This is a genomic window from Dietzia sp. NPDC055343 (assembly GCF_053645265.1).
Map to the genome: position 1 here is coordinate 1 of NZ_JBSHMJ010000013.1, position 23,440 is coordinate 23,440.

Below are 23,440 nucleotides of genomic sequence, written 5' to 3' on the forward strand. Positions count from 1 at the left end.
GCGGACACCCTGACCGCCCCGGCCCCCGACGGCGGGCCCGGCGTCACCCTCGACGTGGAGACCTACGACATCACCGGCTCCGGCGAGCTGACCGTCGATCTCCGGGCGGCGCTGCCGGTCGACGGAAAGACCGAGTCCTCGACGAGAGCCGTGTACGTCGACCCCGAGACGGGGCAACGTACGACCTTCGACGAGAACTCGGTCCTGGAGTTCCGCAGCGTCGGCTGATCAGGCCGCCGCGCAGGTGGCCGGCGGCTCGAGGCCGGCGTTGGTGATCAGCGCGCAGGCGAAGGACTTCTGGAGCATCCAGTTGCCGCCCTGCTTGATGAACTGGGCCTGGACGTTGATGGGCTCCTGGCCGGGCTGGTTGATCACGGCGTTGGCGATGAGGGTGCCGGGGATATCGCCCTCGGCGACGCCCGTGATCACCACGGAGGCGCCCTGCTGCTCCTTGAGGGCCGCGATCTGGTCGAAGATCTCGGGCGCCTCGGCGCCACCCTCGACCAGGTTGACCTTCTCCTCCACCGGGACGTTCGGATCCGAGGCCTGGTCGAGTAGCACGGTGAGCTCCTCGGCGGTGGGGACCGCCGCCGCCTGCTGTGAGCTCGTGGTGGGTGCCGGGGCGGTCTCCCGGCCGCCGTTGTCGTCACCACCGCAGGCGGCCAGACCGCCCAGGGCGAAAGCGGACAGGGAGACTGCGGCGATGGTCCGTCGAAGACTCACGCGGGGTCCTTTCGTCGAATGTGCGGTTCCGGGTGGACGCTCCGGGCCCGGTGCGGTCCGAGGACCGCGTCACCGGCCCAACGAACACGGAGGTGCCATTGTTCCATCGACAGCGGCCCGGGTGGTTGACGACGGGCCGTGCGACCACCACTGTGGACCGGGTGAACAGCGCCGAGACCAGCACAGATGCCCCCCATGTCGTGATCTGCACCACGGGTGGCACGATCACGGCGTCGACAGCCGCTGACGGCGCGGTCGTCGCCGGGGAGTCGGACGCCGCCACCGAGGCGATGCTCGACGAGCTCCGGGCCGTACTCCCGGGCGGGATCCGGGTGAGCGCGCGACCCGTTCTGGACGGCGACTCGTCGACGTTCGGCCCCGCCGAGTGGGACCTCCTCGTCGCCGCCGTCACCGATGTCCTGGCCGACCCGTCGGTGACCGGGGTGGTGGTCTCCCACGGCACCGACTCGCTGGAGGAATCGGCGATCGCGCTGGATCTCCACCACAGCGATCCCCGCCCCGTGACGCTGACCGGGGCGCAGCTCCCCGCCGATCATCCGGAGGCCGACGGCCCCGCCAACCTGCTCGACGCCGTCCTCCTCGCCGCCGATCCGGTCTCCCGCGGGCTCGGGGTGCTGGTGGTGCTCGGGCGCGCGATCCTGCAGGCCCGGGGGGTGCGCAAGTGGCACACCACCGACCCCGTCGCCTTCGCGCGCAACTCCCCCGAGCAGCCGGTCGAGGACCTGCCGCCCGAGCTCGAGCGCCCGGTGCTCGACGGGCGCGCCCGGTTCGCCGACGTCCGGGTCGACGTGGTGGCCTGCCCGCCCGGGTCAGACGCCGCCGCGCTCCGGGCGTGCGTGGATGCCGGGGCCCGCGGGCTCGTCCTCGAGGGCTCGGGTTCCGGAAACCTGCCCCCGCTCGTGGCGGATGCGGTCGCGGAGCTGACGGACGACCGGCCCGAAATCGTGGTGGTGGCCGGCACCCGCGTTCCGCGGGGGGAGGCGACAGCCACCTACGGCGGGCGCGGCGGCGGTGCCGAACTCGCGAGCCGGGGCGTCCTCTCCGCCGGCTACCTGCGATCGGGACAGGCCCGGGTCCTGCTCGCCGCGCTCCTCAGCGTCACCGAGGCCGGCGACGCCACTTCCGATGGCGAGCGCGCCGCTGCCGCGACCGCGGTGCGGCGGCAGTGGTCCCGGTACCACCTCTACAGCTGACAAGAGCACCGGGCGCGCACCTCGGGACCGCGCGCGACGGAGCGGGACGAAGGCCGCGAGCGGCACGATCGGGCAGACCGGTCGGACGCCGGTCACCACCCGAGGGAATCCAGCGGATCAGCGGTCTCGAGGGCGGGATCGTCGTCGGCGAAGGTGCGCATGCGTCCCGGCCCGGTGGCCGCCGTCTCGAACCGCACCGACACCCGGCCGTGGCCCGAGCCCTGCACCCACCCGTGCCCGAACTCGGGATGCCGCACATCCGACCCGGTGCGGAACCGCTCGTCAGAGTCCTGCCGCCACGCACCGATCGTCGGGACCACGCCGACCCAGCCGCCGTTCTCGGCGCCGGCGCCCGCGAGGTCCCGCCCCACCGTGGTGATCCCGTCCGGCTCGGCGTTCTCGTCCAGCGCGCCGCCCGGCTCCTCCCCCGGGTCCGCGCTCTCGGATGTCACGGTGGTGCCCACCCCGACGATGTCGGGCAGCTCGTCGTCGTCGGATCCTGACCCTCCACCCACGCCTCCACCCGCCCGGTGGTCCGGCACGAACTCCTGCTCGAACAACGCGTCCTGATGGAACTGCGTCAGACCCGAGAGCCCCACGCCGAGCAGGCGGATCGCGCCGAACTCGACGGGGTCCGGGGCCAACGCGCGGGCCACCGAGATGATCGTCTCCAGCGACGTGGTGCCCTGCGGCAGCGTGTACGAGCGGGTGATCGACGTGAAATCGGAACGCTTGACCTTGACCGTCACCGTGCGGGCCGCACGCCCATCCGTGAGCAGGCGGCGGTGCGCGCCTTCCGCGGCCCGGCGTACGGCGGCCACCACCTGGCCGGCCGTGGTGAGGTCGGCGGCGAACGTGCTCTCGGCGCTGATCTGCTTGGCCTCGGCCCGCTCCTCGACGGGGCGGTCGTCGTAACCGCGCGCGATGCGGGCGATCGCCGGGCCCACCGTCCGGCCGAGGGCGTGCACGACGTCGTCGTCGTCCATCTCCGCCAGGTCACCGATCGTCGCGATCCCGAACTGCGCGAGCCGCTCCCCCGCCACCGGGCCCACACCCCACAGGCTCCGGGCGGGAAGCGGCCCCAGGACGTCGGCGTGATCGCGGCGCGACACCACCGCGATCCCGTCAGGTTTCGCCAGGTCAGAGGCGATCTTGGCGTACTGCTTGCCGGCCCCCGCACCCACCGACGCCGGTAGCCCTGTGGCCTCGCGGATCGCCGTGCGCAGATCCTGTGCCCAGGCCCGCGTCCGATCGGAGTCCGCGCCGCGGAGCTCCGGGGGTTCGAGGAACGCCTCGTCGACCGACACCTGCTCGACCACCGGGGCGTGCTCGGCGAACACCTCGAACACCCGACGGCTCAGCGCGCGGTACACCGGCATCCGCGGCGGCACGAACACCGCCGACGGACCGACAAGGCGGCGCGCCTGATGCGACGGCATCGCCGACCGGGCACCGAAGGCGCGGGCCTCATACGAGGCACCTGCCACGACGCCGCGGCCGCCGGTACCGCCGACCAGCACCGGCCGACCCCGAAGGGTCGGCCGGGTGAGCTGCTCACAGGACGCGAAGAACGCATCCATGTCCACGTGCAGGACCCACCGGTCCTGCCCCTCACCCACGAGGGAGTCCGATCAGACCCGAGACAGCGTCATCCTGACGCCCTCGGCGAGCTCGATCGGATCCCCGTCGGCCGAATCCAGGGCGTCGACCACCGCGAAGTCGGTGGCCAGCACCTCGCCCGCGATGAGCTGCGCGTGGCGGTCGGCCCACTCGCGTCGCTCTGCCGGGACCGCCATGCGCACCCGGATACGGTCGGAGATGTCGAGGCCCGCCGCACGGCGCGCCTCCTGCAGTTCGCGGATGCGGTCCTTGGCCCACCCCTCTGCCTCCAGCTCCTCCGTCACCGTGAGGTCCAGGACCACCAGGCCCGCGCCCCCGGGGAGCGCGGCGGTGGACTCGGGGTCGGCGGCCACGAGGCGGTGCTCGAACTCGCCCTCCTCCAGCGGGACACCGCCGGCCGTCACCACGCCGTCGACCTCCGTCCAGTCGCCGGCCTTGGCGGCCTTGATACAGGCCTGGACCTGCTTGCCCAGGCGGGGGCCGGCGGCGCGCGCGTTGACCGCGAGCTCCATCCGACCATGTGCGGCGACATCGCTGGTGAGGACGACGTTCTTGACGTTGACCTCATCAGCGATGATCCCGGTGAACGGCTGCAACCGCTCGGCGTCCGGCATGGCCACGGTGAGAGTGTCGAGCGGCAGTCGCACGCGCAGCTGCTTGGCCTTGCGCACCGAGGACACGGTCGAACACACCGCCCGCACGGCCTCCATCGCCTCGACCAGACCCGGGTCGCGGGGCAGCGAGTCCGCGGCCGGCCAGTCCACCAGGTGTACGGACTCCTCGCCCGTCAGCCCGGTCCAGATCACCTCGGACATCAGCGGCAGCAGCGGGGCCGCCAGACGCATGGTGGTCTCGAGCACCGTGTAGAGCGTCTCGAACGCGTCGCGCGAATCCTGACCGCTGGACTCGCCCGCCCAGAAGCGCGAGCGAGAGCGTCGCACGTACCAGTTGGTCAGGGCGTCGGCGAAGAGGCGCAGCTCGTCGCAGGCCGCCGCGATGTCGGTGATGTCCAGGGCCTCGGTCATGGCGTCGCGCGTCGACGCCAGCCGGGACAGGATGTACCGGTCCAACACATGCTGGGAATCGGTCCGCCAGGTCGCGCGCTCGGAGGCGTACAGCTGGAAGAAGCTGTACGAGTTCCACAGCGGCAGCATCGCCTGGCGCACGCCCTCACGGATGCCCTGCTCGGTCACCACCAGATTGCCACCGCGCAGGATCGGCGAGCTCATGAGGAACCAGCGCATGGCGTCGGAGCCGTCCCGCGAGAACACCTCGTTGACGTCCGGGTAGTTGCCCTTGGACTTGCTCATCTTGAGCCCGTCGTTGCCCAGGACGATGCCGTGGGCGGCGACGTGGGTGAACGCGGGGCGGTCGAACAGCGCCGTGGCCAGGACGTGCATGGTGTAGAACCAGCCGCGGGTCTGGCCGTTGTACTCGACGATGAAGTCGCCCGGGAAGTGGGTCTCGAACCACTCCTTGTTCTCGAACGGGTAGTGGACCTGCGCGAACGGCATGGAGCCGGACTCGAACCAGCAGTCGAATACGTCCGCCACGCGGCGCATCGTGGACCTGCCGGTCGGGTCGTCCGGGTTCGGCCGGGTCAGGTTGTCGATGTACGGGCGGTGCAGGTCGGTCGGTCGCACGCCGAAGTCCCGCTCGAGCTCGTCGAGGGAGCCGTAGACGTCCACGCGCGGGTACGCCGGGTCGTCGGACTCCCACACCGGGATGGGCGCGCCCCAGTAGCGGTTGCGGTTGATGTTCCAGTCTCGGGCGCCCTCGAGCCACTTGCCGAACTGCCCGTCGCGCACGTGCTCGGGCATCCAGGTGATCTGCTCGCGGTTGAGCTCGACCATGCGGTCGCGGAACGCGGTCACCCGGACGAACCACGCGGGCAGCGCCATGTAGATGAGCGGTTGTCCGGAGCGCCACGAGTGCGGGTAGGAGTGCTCGATTGTCTCGTGGCGGATCAGACGGCCGGCGGCCCGCAGGTCGCGCGAGATGGGCGCGTTGGCGTCGAAGACCAGCTGCCCCGCGTACGGCGGCACCTCGGAGGTGAACTTGCCGTCCGGGCCGACGGGGATCACCAGTTCGATCCCGGCGGCACTACAGGTCTCCATGTCCTCCTCACCGAACGCGGGGGCCTGGTGGACGATGCCGGTGCCGGACTCGGTGGTCACGTAATCGGCGGCCAAGACCACGTGGGAGTTCGGGTGCCCGGCGAAGAAGTCGAACGGCGGGGTGTACCGCAGGCCCACGAGTTCGGAGCCCTTGACGGTGGCCACGACCTCGGCGTCCTCACCGAACTCGGCCGCGTAGACAGCACGCCGGGCCTCCGCCAGGACGAAGGTGCGGCCGGCGAACTCACCGGTGGCCACGCGGACCACCGAATAGTCGATGTCCGGGTGCACGGCGGCCGCGAGGTTCGACGGCAGGGTCCACGGGGTGGTGGTCCACACCAGCGCCTCGGCGCCGTGGAACGGGCTGTCCTGCGGGGCCTCGAGCGGCAGACCGACGGTGACGGCCGGGTCCTGGCGCATCTTGTAGGCGTCGTCCAGACGGGTCTCCTGGTTGGACAGCGGCGTCTGCTCGTACCAGGAGTACGGCAGCACGCGGAAGCCCTTGTAGATCAGCCCCTTGTCGTACAGCTGCTTGAACGCCCACAGCACGGACTCGGTGAAGTCGATGTCGAGGGTCTTGTAGTCGTTCTCGAAGTCCACCCAACGGGCCTGACGGTGGACGTACTCCTCCCATTCGTCGGTGTACTGCAGCACCGACTTCTTGCACGCGGCGTTGAACTCGGCCAGACCCATGTCGAGGATCTGCGACTTCTCCGTGATGCCCAGCTGCTTCTCCGCCTCGAGCTCTGCGGGCAGGCCGTGGCAGTCCCAACCGAAGCGGCGGTCGACCTTGTAGCCACGCATGGTGCGGTAGCGCGGGACGACGTCCTTGACGTACCCGGTGAGCAGGTGGCCGTAATGGGGCAGGCCGTTGGCGAACGGGGGCCCGTCGTAGAAGACGTACTCCTCGGCGTCCGCACGGTTGCGGATGGACTCGCGGAAGGTGTCCCGGTCGTCCCAGCGGGCAAGGACCGTCTCTTCGAGCGCGGGGAACGACGGCGACTTCGCCATGCCGCCGCCGGTCAGGTCAAGGATCGGGTACGCGCTACCGGTGACGGCGGTTCCGGGGCTCTCGGCATCCGGGGTCGCGGATTCGGTACTCATCTGGGCGGGACTCCTCGCGTACGGGGCCCGCACGAGTTCGCATCCGTGGGGCCGTCAGACCTGCGCTCGGGGACGATCCGGGTGCGACCAGCGCACCCGTCCGCGGTACCACCCCGTTTGACGACGACGACGCGACGCCCACTCGTGGGTCAGGCTGTGACGGGCCTTCCCGTTCGGTTCTACTGAGCCGTCCCGGAACAGGATCGGCCGTTCTTCCGAGCGCTCCCCGGTGATGGCCGGATCAGTGCGCGTCCGGATCGAGGCCGGATAGTTCCAGATCCTACCCGTCGGCGTTGGTGTCCGCCTCTTCCGCGTCAGCGGTCGGCGCTTCATCACGACCGCCGCGGCCACGGATCAGGTCGACCAGCAGGAGGAGCAGACCGATCCCACCGACCGCGATGCATGCCCACGCCCACCCGATGTTGCCGGTGGCGACCGCCGCGACGAGGAATGCGAACCCGAGGATCGTCAGTCCGAGTGCGGCGACGAGCATCGTTCCTCCTGGTGCATTGTGGAGCGGGTGTCGGTGGCGGGGACGACGACACCTACCGGCGGTCGTCCACTGCCCTCGAATATACGTCGACCCCCGCACCCTGGGCAGGGGCGGGGGCCGAGGCCTCAGATCACCGGCCGGTCAGCGCGGTGCCCGGATTCCTACTTGCTGTCCTTGTCGGACGCGGAGCTGACGTCACCGGGCGTTGCCGGGGCGGCGGAACCGCTCTTACCCAGCTCATTGAGCTGGTTCTCGAGGTAGCTGGTGAGCCGGCTGCGGTAGTCCTTCTCGAAGGTGCGGAGCTGGTCGATCCGACCCTCGAGCACGCCGCGCTGCTGGTTGATCGTGGCCATGATCTCGGTGTGCTTGCGCTCGGCGTCGGCCTGCAGGGCGTCGGCCTTGGCCTGCGCCTCCTTGACCTGCTGCTCGGAGCGGGCCTGGGCGTCCTTGACGATCCCGTCGGACTTGTTCTTGGCCTCGCCGAGGATGCGGTCGGCCTCCTTGCGGGCGTCACGGACCATCTTCTCGGAGTCGGACTTGGCGCTGCCGACCAGACGATCCGACTCGCCGCGGGCCTTGGACATGAGCCCGTCGGACTCCTTCTTGGCCTCGCCGGTGAGACGATCGGCCATCTCCTGCGCCATGGCCAGCACGCGGGCGGCACGCAGGTGGGTGTCGGAGTTGGCCGCGCCCTCGTCTTCCGATCTGCCGAGCGACGGGGTGGCCGCGGCCGGCGTCGCAGCAGGCGTGGGCGCGGGGGCAGCCGGCGCGGCCGGGGCCGCAGCCTGCGGGGCGCTCGGGGCGCCGGAGTCAGCGGAACCCTTGTCGCTCTTGTCGCCGGACTTGCGGGCCTTCTCGAGGTCCTTGCTCAGCTCGTCGACCCGATGACGGAGATCCTCGTTCTCCCCCACGAGTTCCGCGAGCTCCTTCTCGACCAGGTCGAGGAACTGGTCGACCTCGTCCTCGTTATAGCCGCGCTTACCGATCGGCGGCTTGGAGAACGCGACGTTGTGCACATCGGCTGGAGTCAACGGCATGGGATACCCCTCGTGGTCGTCTCGGGTGCCGGTCCGGCGTTTTCGCACCGGACCCACGACATCATTACTACCTTAACGCGTGCCAATCTAGTCACAATCAGCCCGCGCGTCACCATGACCCCGCAGAGACTCAGGCGACGCTGAACATCAGGTACCGCAGGATCACCTGGATCACGATGATGATCACGAACAGTACGAGCACGGAGAGATCCAGCGAGATCTGCCCCAGCCGGACCGGCTTGATCACCTTCCGCAACGCCTTGACCGGCGGATCCGTGAGGGTGAACAGCCACTCCAACAGCACGGCGACGAACCCCTTCGGACTCCAGCTACGGGAGAACGAGGCGATCATCTCGACGACGATCCGGGCCAGCAGCAGATACCAGAAGACCTGGGTGGCGATATAGAGGACCAGCAGGATTTCACGCACGACTCAACCCTACTGTCACCTCGTGGGAACGCGTCGGCCGGCGTCGGTCAGCGACGGAATGCACCGTTGACGGCGTCACGGACCTCGGCCTCGGTGAGGTCCATGCCGGCCGGCTGCAGCAGGAAGGTGCGCTCGCGATCGGCGACCTTCTCCATGCGGCCGTCCAGACCGAAGACGAGCCCGGCGGCGAAGTCGACCATGCGGCGCGCGTCACCGGAGGCCATCGTGGACAGGTCCAGGACCACGGCGCGACCGGCGCGGAAGTGATCACCCAGGCTCTTCCCGTCACCGAAGCCACGGGGACGCTCGACCACGGTCTCGGGCACGGTGACCAGCCCGTCCTCGATGAAGTCCTCCTCGGGGGCGAGGGCGACCGCTCCGCGGGTGGCGGGCACACCGCGCATCGAGGCGCGGGCGCCGGCCTCGGCGGCGTGGTAGCGCCGGGGCCGCGGCGCGACCTCGTCTGCCATGGCCCTGCGGGGGGCGGCGGCCCGATCGTCGATCGGGTCCAACTCCTCGAGGCGGGCACGCGGTGCAGGCTCCTCGGCGTACCGATCCGCGGCGTAGCCGTAATCGTCCCGGCGATCGCGTCCGATCGCGTCCAGGTCATCCATCTCGTGCATCGCGCGAGAGGCCCGGGGGTCGTGGTGCACGGGGCGGTCGTAGTCGTCCAGGTACTCGTCCTCGTACGCCGCGACGGGCGCCATTCCGAAGTACTCCTTGAACCGGGCGATTGCGCTCATCTTCCGGGACCTTCCTGGTAACGGGGTCGTCGCGGGCTAGGCGTCGTGGGAGACGCCTCCCACGAGGTTGGATCTCAAACTACTGGGCGGGGGCCGAGGATCGCCGTTCCGACACGCACGCAGGTCGATCCCGCGGCTATCGCGGCCTCGATGTCTCCGGACATGCCGGCCGAGAACCCGATCGCCCCGGGGTGCGCACGTCGCAGGCCTTCCGCGACTTCCGCGGCATCGGCGAAGTGCGCGGCCGCATCCCCCTCGAGTGGGGGCACCACCATCAGTCCGGAGAGGGTGAGGTGCGCGAGTCCGGCCACGTGGTCGGCGAGCGCGGGCAGGTCCTCTCGCGAGACCCCGCCGCGCGAGGTGTCGCCGTCGAGGCTGAGCTGGAGGAGGACGGGCAGCGGGAGCACGTCATCACGCTCGTCGGCCAGTCGGGCCCGGCCGCGGTCGAGGCCGCCTGCGACCTTCGCCGAGTGCACGGAGTGGACCCGGTCGGCCCACCCGGCGACCGCGGTCGCCTTGTTGGACTGGATGTTTCCCACCATGTTCCACCGCACCGAGGAAGCGAGCCCGGCGTCGGCCGCCGCGAGGTCGGCGACCTTGGCGGCCGCCTCCTGGACCCGGTTCTCCCCCACGTCGCGCACGCCGAGCCGCGCGAGACGGATCACGTCGTCGACGGGATGGAACTTGGTGACGACGACGAGGTCGACCTCGTCCGTCCGGCCGGCAGCCGCCAGGGCGGCGTCGAGTCGTTCGCGGGTGGCGGCCAGTCGGCTCGCCAGTTCTTCTGTCCGGGGGTCAGTCACGACCACCTACCGATACGCCGACGCAGTGCTGCATGGCCCGTAACCTATCGGAATTACCGTCGGCCCGGCCAGACACGGCGGCCCGGCCAGACACCGCTGCCCGAAGCGGTCGCGATCCTGCAGGCGTCGTCGACACCTAGTCGCGCCAGATGACGGAGGCCTGTCGTCCGGTCCGGCCCTGCCGGCGATAGGAGAACAGGGACTCGTCGGCGATCGTGCACCGCGGATCGGAGTCGACCCTGCTCACGCCGAGTCCGGCGAGCTGCCGGGTGATACCCGCCCGGAGGTCGACCCCGGCGGTGCCGCCGACGGTACGGGTCCGACTGCCGGGCAACGCCGCCTCGACCTCGTCGGCGAGTTCGTCCGGGAGTTCGTAGTGCTCCCCCGCCGCGGCGGGGCCGAGCAGGACCGTGATTCGCTCGGCGCGGGCACCGAGGGAGGTCATGGCCCCGATGAGCGCGGGCACGATCCCACCGACGGCACCGACCCGTCCGGCGTGGACCGCACCGATCACACCGGCCTCGGAGTCCGCGGCCAGCACGGGCACGCAGTCCGCGGTGAGCACGGCCAGGGCCAGACCCGGCTTGTCGGTCACCAGACCGTCGGTGGCGGGGACGGGCCCGCCGGTCGCCCGGGTGACGCGGGCGATGCGGGTGCCGTGGACCTGATCCATCCACACGACATCGGAGGCGGGCAGACCGAGGCGGCGTGCGAGCCGCGCCCGGTTCGCCGCGACCGCCGCGGGGGCGTCGCCGACGTGGTCGCCCAGATTGAACGAGTCGAAATCACCGGTGGACGCGCCGCCACGACGGTCGGTGACCACCCGGCGGACGCGTCCGGTGCTGTGAGATGCCACTATCGGCCTCAGTGCCGCATGAACGGCGGGACGTCGATGTCGTCGTCCTCGTCACGCCGGCGGGACGACGGTGCGGGCGAGGACGAGGCCCCGGCCGAGCCGGCGGACGCCGGGTACGACGGCTCCTCGCGACGGCCGCCACCGAGGGGCGTCGAGCCGAGCTCGGAGGCTCCGCCGGTGTCCCCGGAGGCCCCGGGTACCGCATCCTCGTCGTCGAGATGGTGACGTCCGCGGCGCGGCTGGGCACCGCCCGCGGTGATCGGACGCGATCCGCCCTCGAACCCGGCGGCGATGACGGTCACGCGGACCTCGTCTCCCAGCGAGTCGTCCACGACGGTGCCGAAGATGATGTTGGCGTCCGGGTGTGCCTCCTCCTGCACGAGCGAGGCGGCCTCGTTGATCTCGAACAGTCCCAGGTCACTGCCGCCAGCGATGGACATGAGCACGCCCTTGGCGCCCTCCATCGTGGTCTCGAGAAGCGGCGAGTTGATCGCGGCCTCCGCGGCCTTGAACGCGCGACCCTCCCCCCGTGACGAGCCGATTCCCATGAGGGCACTGCCGGCGCCGGACATGACGCCCTTGACGTCGGCGAAGTCGACGTTGATCACGCCCGGGGTGGTGATGAGATCGGTGATGCCCTGGACACCGTTGAGCAGGACCTCGTCGGCGGTCTTGAACGCCTCCATCATCGACACCCCCGCGTCGCCCAGCTGGAGGAGACGGTCGTTCGGGATCACGATGAGCGTGTCGCAGGCCTCGCGCAGCTGATCGATGCCGGAGTCGGCCTGGCCGCCGCGACGCTTGCCCTCGAAGGAGAACGGGCGGGTGACCACACCCACGGTGAGCGCGCCGAGCTTGCGCGCGATCGCCGCCACCACGGGCGCGCCACCCGTGCCGGTGCCGCCACCCTCGCCGGCGGTGACGAAGACCATGTCGGCCCCCTTGAGGACCTCTTCGATCTCGTCCTTGTGGTCCTCTGCGGCCTTACGGCCGACCTCCGGGTCGGCGCCGGCACCGAGCCCGCGGGTGAGCTCACGGCCCACGTCGAGCTTGACGTCGGCGTCCGACATGAGCAGGGCCTGCGCATCGGTGTTCACCGCGATGAACTCGACGCCCTTGAGCCCCTCGTCGATCATGCGGTTGACCGCGTTGACGCCACCGCCGCCGATTCCGACGACCTTGATGACTGCGAGGTAGTTATGCGGTGAGCTCATCGAGGCCCGGCCTTCCTTTGGGGGTGTCGTGCTCGGTTGCGTGCTGTCTCGACGAAAGTTCTGTGAACCTGAAGTCTCACCCTCTAGTTGAGGGTTAAACTTGCTGGTCAGAGGCCTTTTCCGCCGTCGGATCACACGGTAGGGGCAGCAGCCCCGTGCGTCCACGAAGCGCGCGGGCGTGTCGTGTCGACCGGTGCGTGAAGGGGTCGTCCGGCCGGCTAGCGGGAGGTCGGCAGCGCTGGATTGGAGACGTTCCAGGTCTCGCCGGGCTGCTCGAGCACCATCTGCAGGGCGATCGCCTTCTCCTGGTCGCGGCCCGCCGCGCCCCATTCGACGATCCGGCCGTCGCCGAGCGTCAGGACGATCGAGGCCGGGGTGTCCACCTCGACCGCGGTGATCTCCTGTCCGGCCGTGCCCCGGACCGCGTCGAACACGGTCGCCAGGTCACGCACGATCCCCGGCAGGTTGCTCTGCGCCTCCTCGCCCACGGTCAGCAGCGGCGTTCCCGGCGGCGCCTCCCCCTCACCGAAGTCGATGCCCTGGGCGTCCACCAGATGCTGTGCGCCGTCGACGCCCACCACCACCAGGGCGGTCCGCTCGACCAGTTCGATCCGTAGGGCCGACGGGTAGTCGCGCGTCACCGTCACCTGGTCGACCCGGGGGATCCCCGCGACCCGGCGGGCCACCGCGTGGGTGTCCACCTGTAGCAGCGGGGTCCCGGGGGCCACCGCGGCACGCTCCACGACGACCTCCCCGGGGATGGTCTGCGGTCCGTTGACGTTGACCTCGCGCACCGCGAACACCGGGAGGAAGTACATGGCGATGTACGCGATGAGAATGACGACCAGGGCCACACCGAGCCCGATGTAGATGCGGTTGGTCCGGCGACGTCGACGCCGCAGCCGGGCGCGGACGGCCGGATCGGAGTGACGGACACGCTCGTCGGACTCGCGAACGGCGGCCGCGTCCCGGTGGCGGTCGGGGTCGTCGGTCAGCGGGCCCTCCCGTCCGGGATCAGGCCGGTCGACGGGGTCGTCGGTCACCGTCCGGTCCCCCTCACGACCCCTGCCCGGCGCCGGCGACGATGCGCGGGCCGAGCGTGGTGATGTCGCCGGCGCCGAGTGTGAACACCACATCGTCCGGGGCCAGCAGGCCGGTGACGGTGGACAGGGCCTCGTCGAGGTCGGCGGCCCTGTGCACGGGCGCGGTGACGTGACGGGTGATGAGCCCCGCGTCGACGCCGGGCTCGGGCTGCTCCCGGGCGCCGTAGACCTCGAGCACGACCACCTCGTCCGCCAGCGACAGCGCCCGGCCGAACTCCTCCGCGAAGATCCGCGTCCGCGAATACAGGTGGGGCTGGAACACGGCCACGAGGCGTCCGCCGTCTGTCTCGACGATCTCGCGTGCCGCGCCGAGAACCGCGGTCACCTCGGTGGGATGGTGCGCGTAGTCGTCGAAGACGCGCGCCCGGCCGCCGTCCACCCGCGCCTCGCCCTTGGGCTCGAACCGGCGCCCCACTCCCCCGAATCCGGACAGCCCCGCCAGGAAGCCCTCGAGGTCGAATCGGTCGTGACCCGTCACCTCACGTGCGGCCAGCAGTGCGGCGAGTGCGTTGAGCGCCATGTGCTCGCCCGGCGTACCCACGTGCAGTTCGCCCCGGACCTCACCGTCGAGGGTGAGCCCGGCGCGGGCGCCGGTCGAGTCGACCGTGACCGTGTCGAGCGCGGCGGCGACGGGGAGGCCGGTGGCCGGGCCGGTGGCCGGGCCGGTGGTGGTGCGGTATCCCAGTACGCGCACGCCGGCCGCGGCGGCGCGGCGGGCGCGCTCGGCCGCGCCCTCGTCGTCGAGGCACACCACGAGCGCACCTGACGCGGGGATGCGGGCGAGGAAGGTGTCGAACACCTCGAAGTAGGCCTCGGCGGTCCCGAAGTGGTCGAGGTGGTCGGGTTCGGCGTTGGTGAGGATCACCACGTCGGGGTCGTAATGCACCAACGAACCGTCGGACTCGTCGGCCTCGGCGACGAACACCGGGTCCGCGCCGCCCCGGGCGTTGGTACCGAACTGCAAGACCGTTCCGCCCACGGCGAAGGACGGATCCGATCCGGCCGCGGCCATCCCCGCGATGAGCATCGAGGTGGTCGAGGTCTTACCGTGGGTCCCGCACACCATGATCGACCGGCCCGAGCGCGCCAGCTGCCCGAGCACCTGGGAGCGGGTCACCACGGGGATGCCGGCCGCACGGGCCGCGACGAGTTCGGGGTTGTCCGCGGGGATCGCGGCCTTGGAGACCACCACGATCTCGGGGGCCTGCCCCAGCGCGCCGAGCGCGTCACGGTGGTGGCCGACGCGGACCACCGCGCCCCGATCCCCGAGCGAGCGCAGCTCGACCGAGTCGCGCGCATCGCTGCCCGACACCGCCACTCCGTGGTCGAGCAGGATGCGGGCGACGGCGGACATGCCGGCGCCGCCGATCCCGATCATGTGCACGCGGTTCAGGACCGCGGGGACCGCGGCGTGGGCGGCGGGGATGTCGGTCACCGGGCGGCCTTTCCGGCGGCGTCGAGCGCGGCCCGGGCCACGACCTCCGCCGCGTTTCGGGAGCCGCCGCTGACGGCGGCCACGGACATCGCGTCGAGCCGGTCGCGGTCGAGTACGAGCGGCAACACCGTCGCCCGCAGGTAGTCGGGGCTCAGGTCGGTGTCGTCGACCATCAGGGAGCCACCGCCGGCGACGAGGTCCCGCGCGTTCAGCGCCTGCTCGCCGTTGCCGTGGGGCAGCGGGACGAACACGGCGGGCAGCCCGACGGCCGAGACCTCGGCCACGGTGATCGCGCCGGAGCGGCACAGGATGAGGTCGGCGGCGGCGTACGCGAGGTCCATGCGGTCCAGGTACGGCACCGTCACGTACGGCGCGCCGGCTCCGGTCACGGTCGGTGCGTCGTCGACGTTCTTCGGGCCCACCGCGTGGAGCACGCCGACGCCGGCGGCGGAGAACTCCTCCGCGACCGCGGACATCGCCGTGTTGAGCGAGCGGGCGCCCTGGGAACCGCCGACCACCAGCAGGGTCGGTGCGTCCGGGTCGAGGCCGAAGGCCTGACGCGCCTCGGCACGCAGCTCCCGACGGGCGAGATTCGCGACCGACCGTCTGACGGGGTTACCGACCACCCGGGCATCGAGCCCCGAGTCGGTCACGGCCGCGAGCGTCGCCTCGGCGTACCGGGCGCCGAGCTTGTTGGCGATCCCGGCGCGGGCGTTGGCCTCGTGCACGACGATCGGCACCCGCCGGCCGCGACCGGCGAGCGGCCCGGCGGCGAGGTAGACCGGCACGCAGGCGTAGCCGCCGAATCCCACTACGACGTCGGCCTCGGTCCGGCGCAGCATCGCGCGCGCGCCGCGGACGGCCCTGAAGAGCCGCCCGGGCAGCCGGAACAGGTCGCCGTTGACGCGCCGCGGGAGCGGGACCGGGTCCACGAGTTCGAGGGGCACGCCGCGCTGGGGGACGATCTCGGTCTCCAGCCCGCGAGGGGTGCCGACCGCGGTGACACGGGCGGCGGGGTCCAGGACGGTGACGGCCTCGCCCACCGCGAGGGCGGGTTCGATGTGGCCGGCGGTCCCGCCGCCGACCACCAGGACCGAGGGCCCGCGTGTCGTACTCGTATTCATCGCTCCCTACCGCGGTGGATCGGACTTGGTCTGGGGGTCCCCGGGGTCGGCCGGGCGCCGGGGTCGGTGGCACGTCGCGGCTGGCGACGCTCCTCGTCGCGACCGCGCACGGGGCGCGCGTTGCGGCCGGTCATGGCGGTAGCGCCGCGCCGACGGTCGCGGGCGGCGTCGCCGGGGATCGGCATCGTCTCGTACGCCGGCGCCCGCGGCGCGCCGCGGGGTGGCCTGGGCACCGGGGCCGGCTCCGCCACGCGACGGCCGCCCCCGCTCCTGCGCGGCGCCGGGCCGCCGGGCCCGGCGGCCGGCCGGCGGGTCACCGGCTCGCCGTAGCGGCGGGCGCCCTCGCTGGAACGACCGGGGGCCGCCGAGGCGGGTACCGGACGCTCCGGGGTGTAGGGCTGCGGGTCTGGAAGAGAGAATCGACGACGACGGCGACGCTGCGGCGACGAGAGGATCGCGGAGATCGCCTCCGGCTCGTGCCGTGCACAGTTGGCCAGCAGACCGAGTGAGGTCAGGGTGACGACCGCCGAGGTGCCGCCGTTGGAGATGAGCGGCAGCTGCAGGCCGGTCACGGGCAGCAGGCCCACCACGTAGCCGATGTTGATGAACGCCTGCAGGACGATCGTCGCCGTGATGGTGCCTGCGAGCAGCCGACGGAACGGGTCGACCGACCGCATCGCGATCCGCATTCCGGCCCAGCCGAGCGTGAGGTACAGGGAGACCACGACCGCCGCGCCGAACCAGCCGAGCTCCTCGCCGATGATCGCGAAGATGAAGTCGTTCGTCGCCTCGGGCAGGTAGAACCACTTCGCACTGGACTGCCCCAACCCCACGCCGAACAGTCCGCCGTCGGCGAGGGAGAGCATGCCCTGATACGACTGGTAGGCCGCGCCCTGGGGGTTGGAGAAGTCGCCCCGGAGGGTGTCGCTGTAGGTGCGGATCCGCTCGAAGCGGTAGGCGAACGTCACTGCGGACACCGCGAACAGGACGACGCCCAGTGCGATGACCAACAAGAAGTGTCGCGACGGGTACCCGGAGAACCACAGGACGCACAGGAACGCGACGGTCACCGCGGTCGCCATGCCCAGGTCTGGAGCCGCCAGCACCAGACCGGCCACCACCACGAAGCCGACCACCGCCGGGAACAGCAGGTCCAGCCAGTACCCCGTCCGGATGCGCTTGGCGACCACCGAGGACGCCCAGATGATGAACGCGAACTTGGCGATCTCGGCGGGCTGGATGGAGAAGAACCCCAGGTTGATCCAACCGCGCGAGCCGTTGATCTCGGACCCGATGCCCGGGATGAGTACCGCCACGAGCAGGCCGATCGAGACCAGCAGCATCGGCGTCCCCAACCTGCGTAACAGGTCGAAGCGCATCCGCAGCGCCGCCGCGAACCCGACCGAGCCGATGACCACAAACATCGCCTGCCGCAGGAAGATGTCGAACGGGGTGCCGCCGCCGGAGAAGGCGAGCACGTTCGAGCTGGACAGCACCATGCCGAGCCCGATCACGGTGAGCAGTGCCGTGACCACCATGACCACGTGGTACGAGGTCAGCGGAGCACGGTTGATCGCCACCAGCGGCGCGGCGATGCGGCCGAGCAGGTCAGGACGGGCCTCACGGTCATCGACGTCGCCGGTGGGCCTGTTGGCGGCGCGGTCGGCGTCGGTGCCGGGGCGTCGCCCACGGCGAGCGGGGTTCTCCAGTGCCATGCCCTACCTCCCGGCCACGCGGCCCACGGCGAGGACGAAGCTGCGCCCGCGGTGGCCGTAGTCGGTGAACATGTCCATCGACGCGGCTGCGGGGGCGAGCAACACCGTGTCGCCACCTGTGGCCATCCGTGCGGCCTCCGCGACCGCGCGGTCCATCGTCTGCTGCGGCTCGTCGGGAACCGCGACGACGCCATCGTCCCCTGATTCCAGCTGCACGACGGGCACGTCGGGCGCGTGTCGGGCCAATGCCTCCGCGATCCGGCCGCGATCACGGCCGATCAGCACGACACCGCGCAGCACATGCGCGACCTCGGCCACGAGCGGATCGACGTCGGCGCCCTTGAGCAGGCCACCGGCGATCCACACCCGCCGCCCGCCCGCGAGCAGCGACGTGCGCGCCGCGTGGGGGTTGGTGGCCTTCGAGTCGTCCACGTAGTGCACGCCGTCGATCGTCTCGACCGGCGCCGCGCGGTGGGCGCCCACCTCGAACGCACGCAGGGCCGCGGCGACATGCTCCGGACGCGCCCCCACGGACAGCGCCACCGCCGAGGCGGCGAGCGCGTCGAGTACGCCCGCGGGGCCCGCCGGGGACACGTCGGCGGCCGGTAGGAGCGGGACGGGGTCGACGGCCTCGTCGTCGTCACCCCGGTGTGTCCCGAGACATGCGGTGAGGATCCCGTCCGTCACGCCCAGTTCGCCCGGCGCCGGTGCGCCCAGGCGCACCCCGATGTGCGTTGCCGCGGGCGCGTCGGCGAGCAGAAGCGCGGCGATCTCGTCGTCGGCGCCGGCGATCGCCACGCGACCGGTGAGGACCTGCGCCTTGGCCGCGGCGTAGGCCGCCATCGACCCGTGCCAGTCCAGATGGTCCTCGGCCACGTTGAGCACCACGCCCACGTCCGGGCGGCAACTCGGCGCCCAGTGGAGTTGGAAGCTCGACAGCTCGGCGGCGAGCACGGCCACACGCGGTTCGGCGAGTAGCACGTCGGTCACCGGCAGGCCGATGTTCCCGCACGCGCGGGCGGCCATCCCTGCCTCGAGGCAGATCGCCTCGAGCATCGCGGTGGTGGTGGTCTTGCCGTTGGTTCCGGTCACGGCGAGCCACGTGCGGCGCGGGCCGAACAGCTCCGCGGCGTCGGCACGCCACGCCAGCTCCACGTCTCCCCACACCGGCACCCCCGACTCGGCGGCGGCGACCAACAACGGGGAGTCCGGACGCCACCCGGGGCTGGTCACGACCAGCTCCACGGGGCTCCGCCCGTCGCCGACGGCGAGCAGCTCGGCGGCGCGGTCGAGGTCGACCCCCGCGCACGTCACGCCCTCGGGCAGCGCCGCGCGAAGGCGCTCGATCGCCTCGGGCCGTGAATCGGCGACCACCGGGTCGGCACCCAGGGCGTCGAGGATCCGCACCGCACCGGGTCCGGACACACCGGCGCCCAGCACCAGCACCCGGGCGCCGGTCAGCGCGCGCACATCGATCTCGGCCACGGCCGTCATCTCCCCGACACCCCTCACACCGACGCCGCGAGCCAGTCGCCGTAGAACAGTGCGATCGCCAGGCCGCACGAGATCGCGACCAGGAGCCAGAACCGGATGGTCACCGTGGTCTCGGCCCATCCACCGTTCTCGAAGTGGTGGTGGATGGGGGTCATGCGGAACGGTCGGCGCCCCGTGGTCCGGAACGCGATCACCTGGATGAGGACCGAGACGAACTCGATGACGAACACCGCGCCCACCACGACCATGAGCAGCTCGGTGCGCGAGACCACCGAGACGCCGGCGACGATGCCACCGAGGAACATCGACCCGGTGTCGCCCATGAAGATCTTGGCCGGGGCCGCGTTCCACCACAGGAAGCCGAGGCAGGCGCCGAGCGCCGCCGAACACACCACGGCGATGTCGAGGGGGTCACGGACCTGGTAACAGCCCGACAGGTCCACGCCCTCCGCGGTGGAGAAGCAGGAGTATCGGAATTGCCAGAAACTGAACACGACGTAGGTGCCCATGACCATGGCCATCGAGCCCGCCGCCAGACCGTCCAGGCCGTCGGTGAAGTTGACCGCGTTGGACCAGCCGTAGACGAGGACGACGATGAAGACCAGGAACACGACGAACGGGAAAGTGACCGCGACGAAGTCCCGCACATAGCTCAGGGACTGGCTGGCCGGGGTGAGCCCGTCGGCGTTCCGGAACTGCAGCACGAGGATGCCGAACGCGACCGCGGCCAGGACCTGACCCGCCGTCTTGGACAGGATGCCCAGGCCCTTGTTCTGGCGCTTGAACACCTTGAGGCCGTCGTCGATCATCCCGACGACGGCCAGTGCGGTGGCGAGTCCGAGGATCAGCAGGCCGGAGGCGGTGAAGCCGCCGCCACCCACCGTCACCTGGCCGACGATGCCGGCCACGATGTACCCGAGCCACACCGCGGTCAGGATCGCTAGACCGCCCATGTTCGGCGTCCCGCGCTTGCTCATGTGGGACTTCGGGCCCTCGAGCCGGATCTCCTGGCCGTACCCGTGGCGGCGGAAGTAGATGATGAGCAGCGGAGTGAGGAAGATGCTCACGACGAACGCCACGACGCCGGCGACCATGATCTGTGTCACTGCTTGTTCTCCTCACCACGCGCCGCGAGCACATGCTCGGCGACACCCCACAAACCGACGGCCGACGAGGCCTTGACCAACACGATGTCCCCCGGGGCCAGGCGTTCGTCCAGGATCGCCGATGCCTCCTCGGCGGTGGCGACGTGGTCCGCCTCCGAACCCCACGAGCCCTCCTGCACCGCGCCCTGGAACATTGCCCGCTGCGGGCGGCCATGGCCGACGACGACGAGCTGGGACACATCGAGCCGGACCAGGAACCGGCCCACCAGATCGTGCTCGATCACCGAGTCGTCGCCGAGTTCCGCCATCTCACCCAGAACGGCCCAGGTACGGCGGTGGCCGCCGCCCGAGCGGGCCATCACGGCCAGGGACTTCAGCGCGGCCCGCATCGAGTCGGGGTTGGCGTTGTACGAATCGTTGATGACCGTGACGCCGTCAGCGGTCACCCGGACGTCCATCCGGCGTTCCGAGGCGGCCTCGGCGGTCCCGAGTGCGGCGGCGACCCGGTCGACACCCATCCCGCAGGCCAGGCCGACGGCGGCCGCGGACAGCGCGTTGCCGACCTGGTGTTCGCCGTGCACCCGGAGTGCGACGTCGGCCTCACCCTGCGGGGTGATCAGCCGGAAGGACGCGCGGGCCTCGTCGTCGAGGGACACCCGCTCGGCGCGCACGTCCGCCGACGACCCGAGGCCCACCCGGACGACGTCCGCGGACGTGCGGGACGCCATCGCGGAGACACGCTCGTCGTCGTCGTTCAGTACGGCGACACCACCGTCGGCGGCGGACGGGAGCGCCTCGACGAGCTCCCCCTTGGTCGCCGCGATGACGTCGCGCGAGCCGAACTCCCCCAGGTGGGCCGTTCCCACGTTGAGCACGACCCCCACCCGCGGCGGGGCGATGGCCGCGAGCTCGGTGATGTTGCCCGGGGCCCGGGCGCTGAGCTCGAGGACCAGGAAGTCGGTCGACTCGTCCGCACGCAGCGCGGTCCACGGGTGGCCGATCTCGTTGTTGAACGAGCCAGGCGGGGCGACCACGGTGCCCGCCGCCGTGAGCACGGCCCCGATGAGGTCCTTGGTGCTGGTCTTGCCGGACGAGCCGGTCACCCCGACCACGGTGAGACCGTGCTCGGCGACCAGCCGCTCGACGCTGGCGCGGGCCAGCGAACCGAGCGCCGCCAGCACCGCCGCCCCGGAGCCGTCGGTGTCGGCGGCCAGCGCCATGGCGTTGGTCTCACGCCGATTGACCTGCGGCACCACGATCTGTGGTCCCCCCGCACCGTCGACCTCTCTGGCCACCAGCGCCGCGGCCGCCCCCGATCGCAGGGCGCGCGCGACGAAATCGTGGCCGTCGACCCGCTCGCCGGGAAGGGCCAGGAACAGCCCGCCCTCTGCGACGCGCCTGGAGTCGAACTCGACGGTTCCGGTGACGGCAGTGGACGGGGCACCTCCGACCAATCGACCACCGACGATCTCGGTGATCTCACCGAGGGTGAGGTCGATCATGACGTGCTGTCCTCCGTCTCGCCCTCATGGGCGGTGTATCCAAGGCGTCTGACGAGTTCCTCCGCCGCCCGGGCGCGGTCGTCGAACGGGTACACGGTCCCGTTGATCTCCTGGCCCGTCTCGTGGCCCTTGCCGGCGATCACCACGATGTCTCCCGTGCGGGCCCAGTCGATCGCCGTCCCGATGGCGGCGCCGCGGTCGCCGATCTCCCGCACCAGCGTGTGTTCCCCGGCGGCGGATTCGGCGCCCGCCCGGACGGCGGCCCGGATCGACGCCGGGTCCTCGGTGCGCGGATTGTCATCGGTGACCACCACCAGGTCGGCGATGTCCGCTGCCGCCGCGCCCATCAGCTCGCGCTTTCCGGCGTCGCGGTCGCCTCCCGCACCGAGCACCACAGCGATCCGCCCCGTGGTCTGGGCGCGGACGGATTTGAGGACGGCGGACACCGCCCCGGGCTTGTGGGCGTAGTCCACGAGGACGCGGAAGTCCTGCCCGCGGACCACCGGCTCGAGGCGGCCGGGGACCCGGACCTGCGTCAGCCCGACCGCCGCGGTCCGCACATCGACACCGAGCGCGTCGACGATCGCGAGCGCGACCAGTGCGTTGGCCACGTTGAAGCGCCCGAGGATCGGAAGCTCCACCTCCGTGGTGAACCCGCCCGGTCCGTGGACGGTGAACGTCTGGGTGCCGTACTCGGTGGTGACGGACTCCCCGGCCGTCCAGTCCGCGTCCGCCCCCGGCTCGGCCGAGACCGTCACGGCATCCGGGCGCATCTCCTTGAGACGGCGCCCCCAGTCGTCGTCGATCACCACGACCGCCTTCACGGCCGGCTTGACGGCGGAGCCGGGGTCCGCGGCTGCGTCGAAAAGCCGGCACTTGGCCCGGAAGTAGTCCTCCATATCCGGATGGAAATCGAGGTGGTCCTGCGAGAGGTTGAGGAACGCGCCGACCTCGAATCGGGTCCCGTCGACGCGGCCGAGACGCAGTGCGTGGCTCGAGACCTCGGCGGCCACCGCGCGGGCCCCCTCGGCGCGCATCCGGGAGAGCAGTGCCTGGAACTCAGGCGCCTCCGGGGTGGTAAGGCGGCTCGGGAGCACCCGATCGGCCACCCGGCTGCCGGTGGTCCCGATGAGTCCGGCGACGGCCCCGCTGCCCAGCAGCGCGGCCTCCACGAGATAGGAGGTCGTGGTCTTGCCGGAGGTGCCGGTGATCCCCACGACGTCGAGCTCGGCGGACGGGTCTCCGGCCACCAGTGCGGAGGCGGCGCCCAGCACCGAGCGGGGCTCGGGGTGGACGAGCACCGGCAGCTGCCCCGCGACGGCCGACAGGATCGCGATGCCCTCCGGGTCGGTCAGGATCGCGGAGGCCCCCGCTTCGATGGCGGTGGCACCGAACGAGGCGCCATGGACCCGGGCGCCGGGCAGTGCCGCGAACAGGACCCCGGGCCCCGCATCCTGGGCCCGGATGGCGGCGCCGACCAGGTCGACGTCGGCACCGTCCCTGTCGCCGAGTACCGCGGCATCCACCGCGTCGGCCAACTGTGCGGCTGTGATCATCGCCTGTTCTCGCCTTGCCTTCCTTGCTCGCGCCCTCCCGTGAACTCGCTA

At 71.4% G+C, this 23,440-nt stretch carries 19 protein-coding genes and 1 pseudogene; 2 read left to right on the forward strand and 18 right to left on the reverse strand.

The features are described 5' to 3' along the window. Positions 1–228 (forward strand): annotated as a pseudogene (locus ACWIE7_RS08135) (hypothetical protein); the annotation flags it as partial. Here the strand turns inward: ACWIE7_RS08135 and ACWIE7_RS08140 are convergent. Next, positions 229–723, reverse strand: coding sequence for a hypothetical protein (locus tag ACWIE7_RS08140; RefSeq protein WP_452099501.1), 495 nt, complete (start codon positions 721–723; stop codon positions 229–231). A 161-nt stretch (positions 724–884) separates the two neighbouring features. Between ACWIE7_RS08140 and ACWIE7_RS08145 the strand changes: the two genes are divergently transcribed. Then, on the forward strand, positions 885–1,937 hold the full coding sequence (locus ACWIE7_RS08145) for an asparaginase (protein WP_454069006.1): 1,053 nt from the start codon (positions 885–887) through the stop codon (positions 1,935–1,937). A 92-nt stretch (positions 1,938–2,029) separates the two neighbouring features. Here ACWIE7_RS08145 and ACWIE7_RS08150 read toward each other — a convergent pair whose 3' ends face one another. From ACWIE7_RS08150 to ACWIE7_RS08230, 17 genes are all read right to left on the reverse strand, one after another. After that, positions 2,030–3,556, reverse strand: coding sequence for a DNA polymerase IV (locus ACWIE7_RS08150; RefSeq protein ID WP_454069007.1), 1,527 nt, complete (start codon positions 3,554–3,556; stop codon positions 2,030–2,032). A gap of 12 nt (positions 3,557–3,568) precedes the next feature. Beyond that, positions 3,569–6,778, reverse strand: a complete 3,210-nt coding sequence (gene ileS / locus ACWIE7_RS08155; RefSeq protein WP_454069008.1) for an isoleucine--tRNA ligase — start codon at positions 6,776–6,778, stop codon at positions 3,569–3,571. 280 nt (positions 6,779–7,058) lie between these two features. After that, positions 7,059–7,271, reverse strand: coding sequence for a hypothetical protein (locus tag ACWIE7_RS08160; RefSeq protein ID WP_230929438.1), 213 nt, complete (start codon positions 7,269–7,271; stop codon positions 7,059–7,061). A gap of 161 nt (positions 7,272–7,432) precedes the next feature. Next, positions 7,433–8,308, reverse strand: a complete 876-nt coding sequence (gene wag31 / locus ACWIE7_RS08165; RefSeq protein ID WP_452099497.1) for a DivIVA-like cell division protein Wag31 — start codon at positions 8,306–8,308, stop codon at positions 7,433–7,435. Between the two features lie 130 nt (positions 8,309–8,438). Continuing rightward, complete coding sequence (locus ACWIE7_RS08170; RefSeq protein WP_454069009.1) at positions 8,439–8,738, reverse strand: YggT family protein; 300 nt, start codon at positions 8,736–8,738, stop codon at positions 8,439–8,441. 47 nt (positions 8,739–8,785) lie between these two features. Next, positions 8,786–9,481 carry a cell division protein SepF gene (locus ACWIE7_RS08175; protein ID WP_295651402.1) on the reverse strand — a complete coding sequence of 232 codons (696 nt, stop codon included), beginning with the start codon at positions 9,479–9,481 and terminating at the stop codon, positions 8,786–8,788. A 74-nt stretch (positions 9,482–9,555) separates the two neighbouring features. Further along, positions 9,556–10,284: a YggS family pyridoxal phosphate-dependent enzyme gene (locus ACWIE7_RS08180; RefSeq protein ID WP_452099496.1), complete on the reverse strand. Its 729-nt coding sequence runs from the start codon at positions 10,282–10,284 to the stop codon at positions 9,556–9,558. A 136-nt stretch (positions 10,285–10,420) separates the two neighbouring features. After that, positions 10,421–11,140 carry a peptidoglycan editing factor PgeF gene (gene pgeF, locus ACWIE7_RS08185; RefSeq protein WP_452099495.1) on the reverse strand — a complete coding sequence of 240 codons (720 nt, stop codon included), beginning with the start codon at positions 11,138–11,140 and terminating at the stop codon, positions 10,421–10,423. 8 nt (positions 11,141–11,148) lie between these two features. After that, on the reverse strand, positions 11,149–12,354 hold the full coding sequence (gene ftsZ / locus ACWIE7_RS08190; protein ID WP_344990067.1) for a cell division protein FtsZ: 1,206 nt from the start codon (positions 12,352–12,354) through the stop codon (positions 11,149–11,151). A gap of 218 nt (positions 12,355–12,572) precedes the next feature. Continuing rightward, complete coding sequence (locus ACWIE7_RS08195) at positions 12,573–13,397, reverse strand: cell division protein FtsQ/DivIB (protein ID WP_454057075.1); 825 nt, start codon at positions 13,395–13,397, stop codon at positions 12,573–12,575. Between the two features lie 13 nt (positions 13,398–13,410). Beyond that, on the reverse strand, positions 13,411–14,835 hold the full coding sequence (gene murC / locus ACWIE7_RS08200) for a UDP-N-acetylmuramate--L-alanine ligase (protein ID WP_454069035.1): 1,425 nt from the start codon (positions 14,833–14,835) through the stop codon (positions 13,411–13,413). Between the two features lie 53 nt (positions 14,836–14,888). Further along, positions 14,889–16,016, reverse strand: coding sequence for an undecaprenyldiphospho-muramoylpentapeptide beta-N-acetylglucosaminyltransferase (murG, locus tag ACWIE7_RS08205; RefSeq protein ID WP_454069010.1), 1,128 nt, complete (start codon positions 16,014–16,016; stop codon positions 14,889–14,891). Next, the gene (gene ftsW, locus ACWIE7_RS08210; protein ID WP_454069011.1) at positions 16,013–17,731 is read right to left on the reverse strand and encodes a putative lipid II flippase FtsW; all 1,719 of its coding nucleotides are present in this window, start codon (positions 17,729–17,731) and stop codon (positions 16,013–16,015) included. The genes murG and ftsW overlap by 4 nt, the downstream gene beginning before the upstream one ends. 3 nt (positions 17,732–17,734) lie before the next feature. After that, positions 17,735–19,225: a UDP-N-acetylmuramoyl-L-alanine--D-glutamate ligase gene (gene murD, locus ACWIE7_RS08215; protein WP_454069012.1), complete on the reverse strand. Its 1,491-nt coding sequence runs from the start codon at positions 19,223–19,225 to the stop codon at positions 17,735–17,737. A 14-nt stretch (positions 19,226–19,239) separates the two neighbouring features. Beyond that, positions 19,240–20,331, reverse strand: a complete 1,092-nt coding sequence (mraY, locus tag ACWIE7_RS08220; RefSeq protein WP_454057078.1) for a phospho-N-acetylmuramoyl-pentapeptide-transferase — start codon at positions 20,329–20,331, stop codon at positions 19,240–19,242. Further along, on the reverse strand, positions 20,328–21,833 hold the full coding sequence (locus tag ACWIE7_RS08225) for a UDP-N-acetylmuramoyl-tripeptide--D-alanyl-D-alanine ligase (protein WP_454069013.1): 1,506 nt from the start codon (positions 21,831–21,833) through the stop codon (positions 20,328–20,330). Before ACWIE7_RS08225 ends, mraY begins: the two co-directional genes overlap by 4 nt. Further along, positions 21,830–23,389, reverse strand: a complete 1,560-nt coding sequence (locus tag ACWIE7_RS08230) for a UDP-N-acetylmuramoyl-L-alanyl-D-glutamate--2,6-diaminopimelate ligase (protein WP_454069014.1) — start codon at positions 23,387–23,389, stop codon at positions 21,830–21,832. Before ACWIE7_RS08230 ends, ACWIE7_RS08225 begins: the two co-directional genes overlap by 4 nt. Between the last annotated feature and the right edge of the window lie 51 nt (positions 23,390–23,440).

What these genes read in the sequence shown, in the direction of transcription:
- murD (WP_454069012.1), bottom strand. Translation starts at nt 19,225, where the DNA reads ATGACGGCCGTGGCCGAGATCGATGTGCGCGCGCTGACCGGCGCCCGG.
- ACWIE7_RS08225 (WP_454069013.1), bottom strand. Translation starts at nt 21,833, where the DNA reads ATGATCGACCTCACCCTCGGTGAGATCACCGAGATCGTCGGTGGTCGA.
- murC (WP_454069035.1), bottom strand. Translation starts at nt 14,835, where the DNA reads ATGATCGGGATCGGCGGCGCCGGCATGTCCGCCGTCGCCCGCATCCTG.
- wag31 (WP_452099497.1), bottom strand. Translation starts at nt 8,308, where the DNA reads ATGCCGTTGACTCCAGCCGATGTGCACAACGTCGCGTTCTCCAAGCCG.
- ftsW (WP_454069011.1), bottom strand. Translation starts at nt 17,731, where the DNA reads ATGGCACTGGAGAACCCCGCTCGCCGTGGGCGACGCCCCGGCACCGAC.
- murG (WP_454069010.1), bottom strand. Translation starts at nt 16,016, where the DNA reads ATGAATACGAGTACGACACGCGGGCCCTCGGTCCTGGTGGTCGGCGGC.
- ACWIE7_RS08175 (WP_295651402.1), bottom strand. Translation starts at nt 9,481, where the DNA reads ATGAGCGCAATCGCCCGGTTCAAGGAGTACTTCGGAATGGCGCCCGTC.
- ACWIE7_RS08230 (WP_454069014.1), bottom strand. Translation starts at nt 23,389, where the DNA reads ATGATCACAGCCGCACAGTTGGCCGACGCGGTGGATGCCGCGGTACTC.
- ileS (WP_454069008.1), bottom strand. Translation starts at nt 6,778, where the DNA reads ATGAGTACCGAATCCGCGACCCCGGATGCCGAGAGCCCCGGAACCGCC.
- ACWIE7_RS08160 (WP_230929438.1), bottom strand. Translation starts at nt 7,271, where the DNA reads ATGCTCGTCGCCGCACTCGGACTGACGATCCTCGGGTTCGCATTCCTC.
- ftsZ (WP_344990067.1), bottom strand. Translation starts at nt 12,354, where the DNA reads ATGAGCTCACCGCATAACTACCTCGCAGTCATCAAGGTCGTCGGAATC.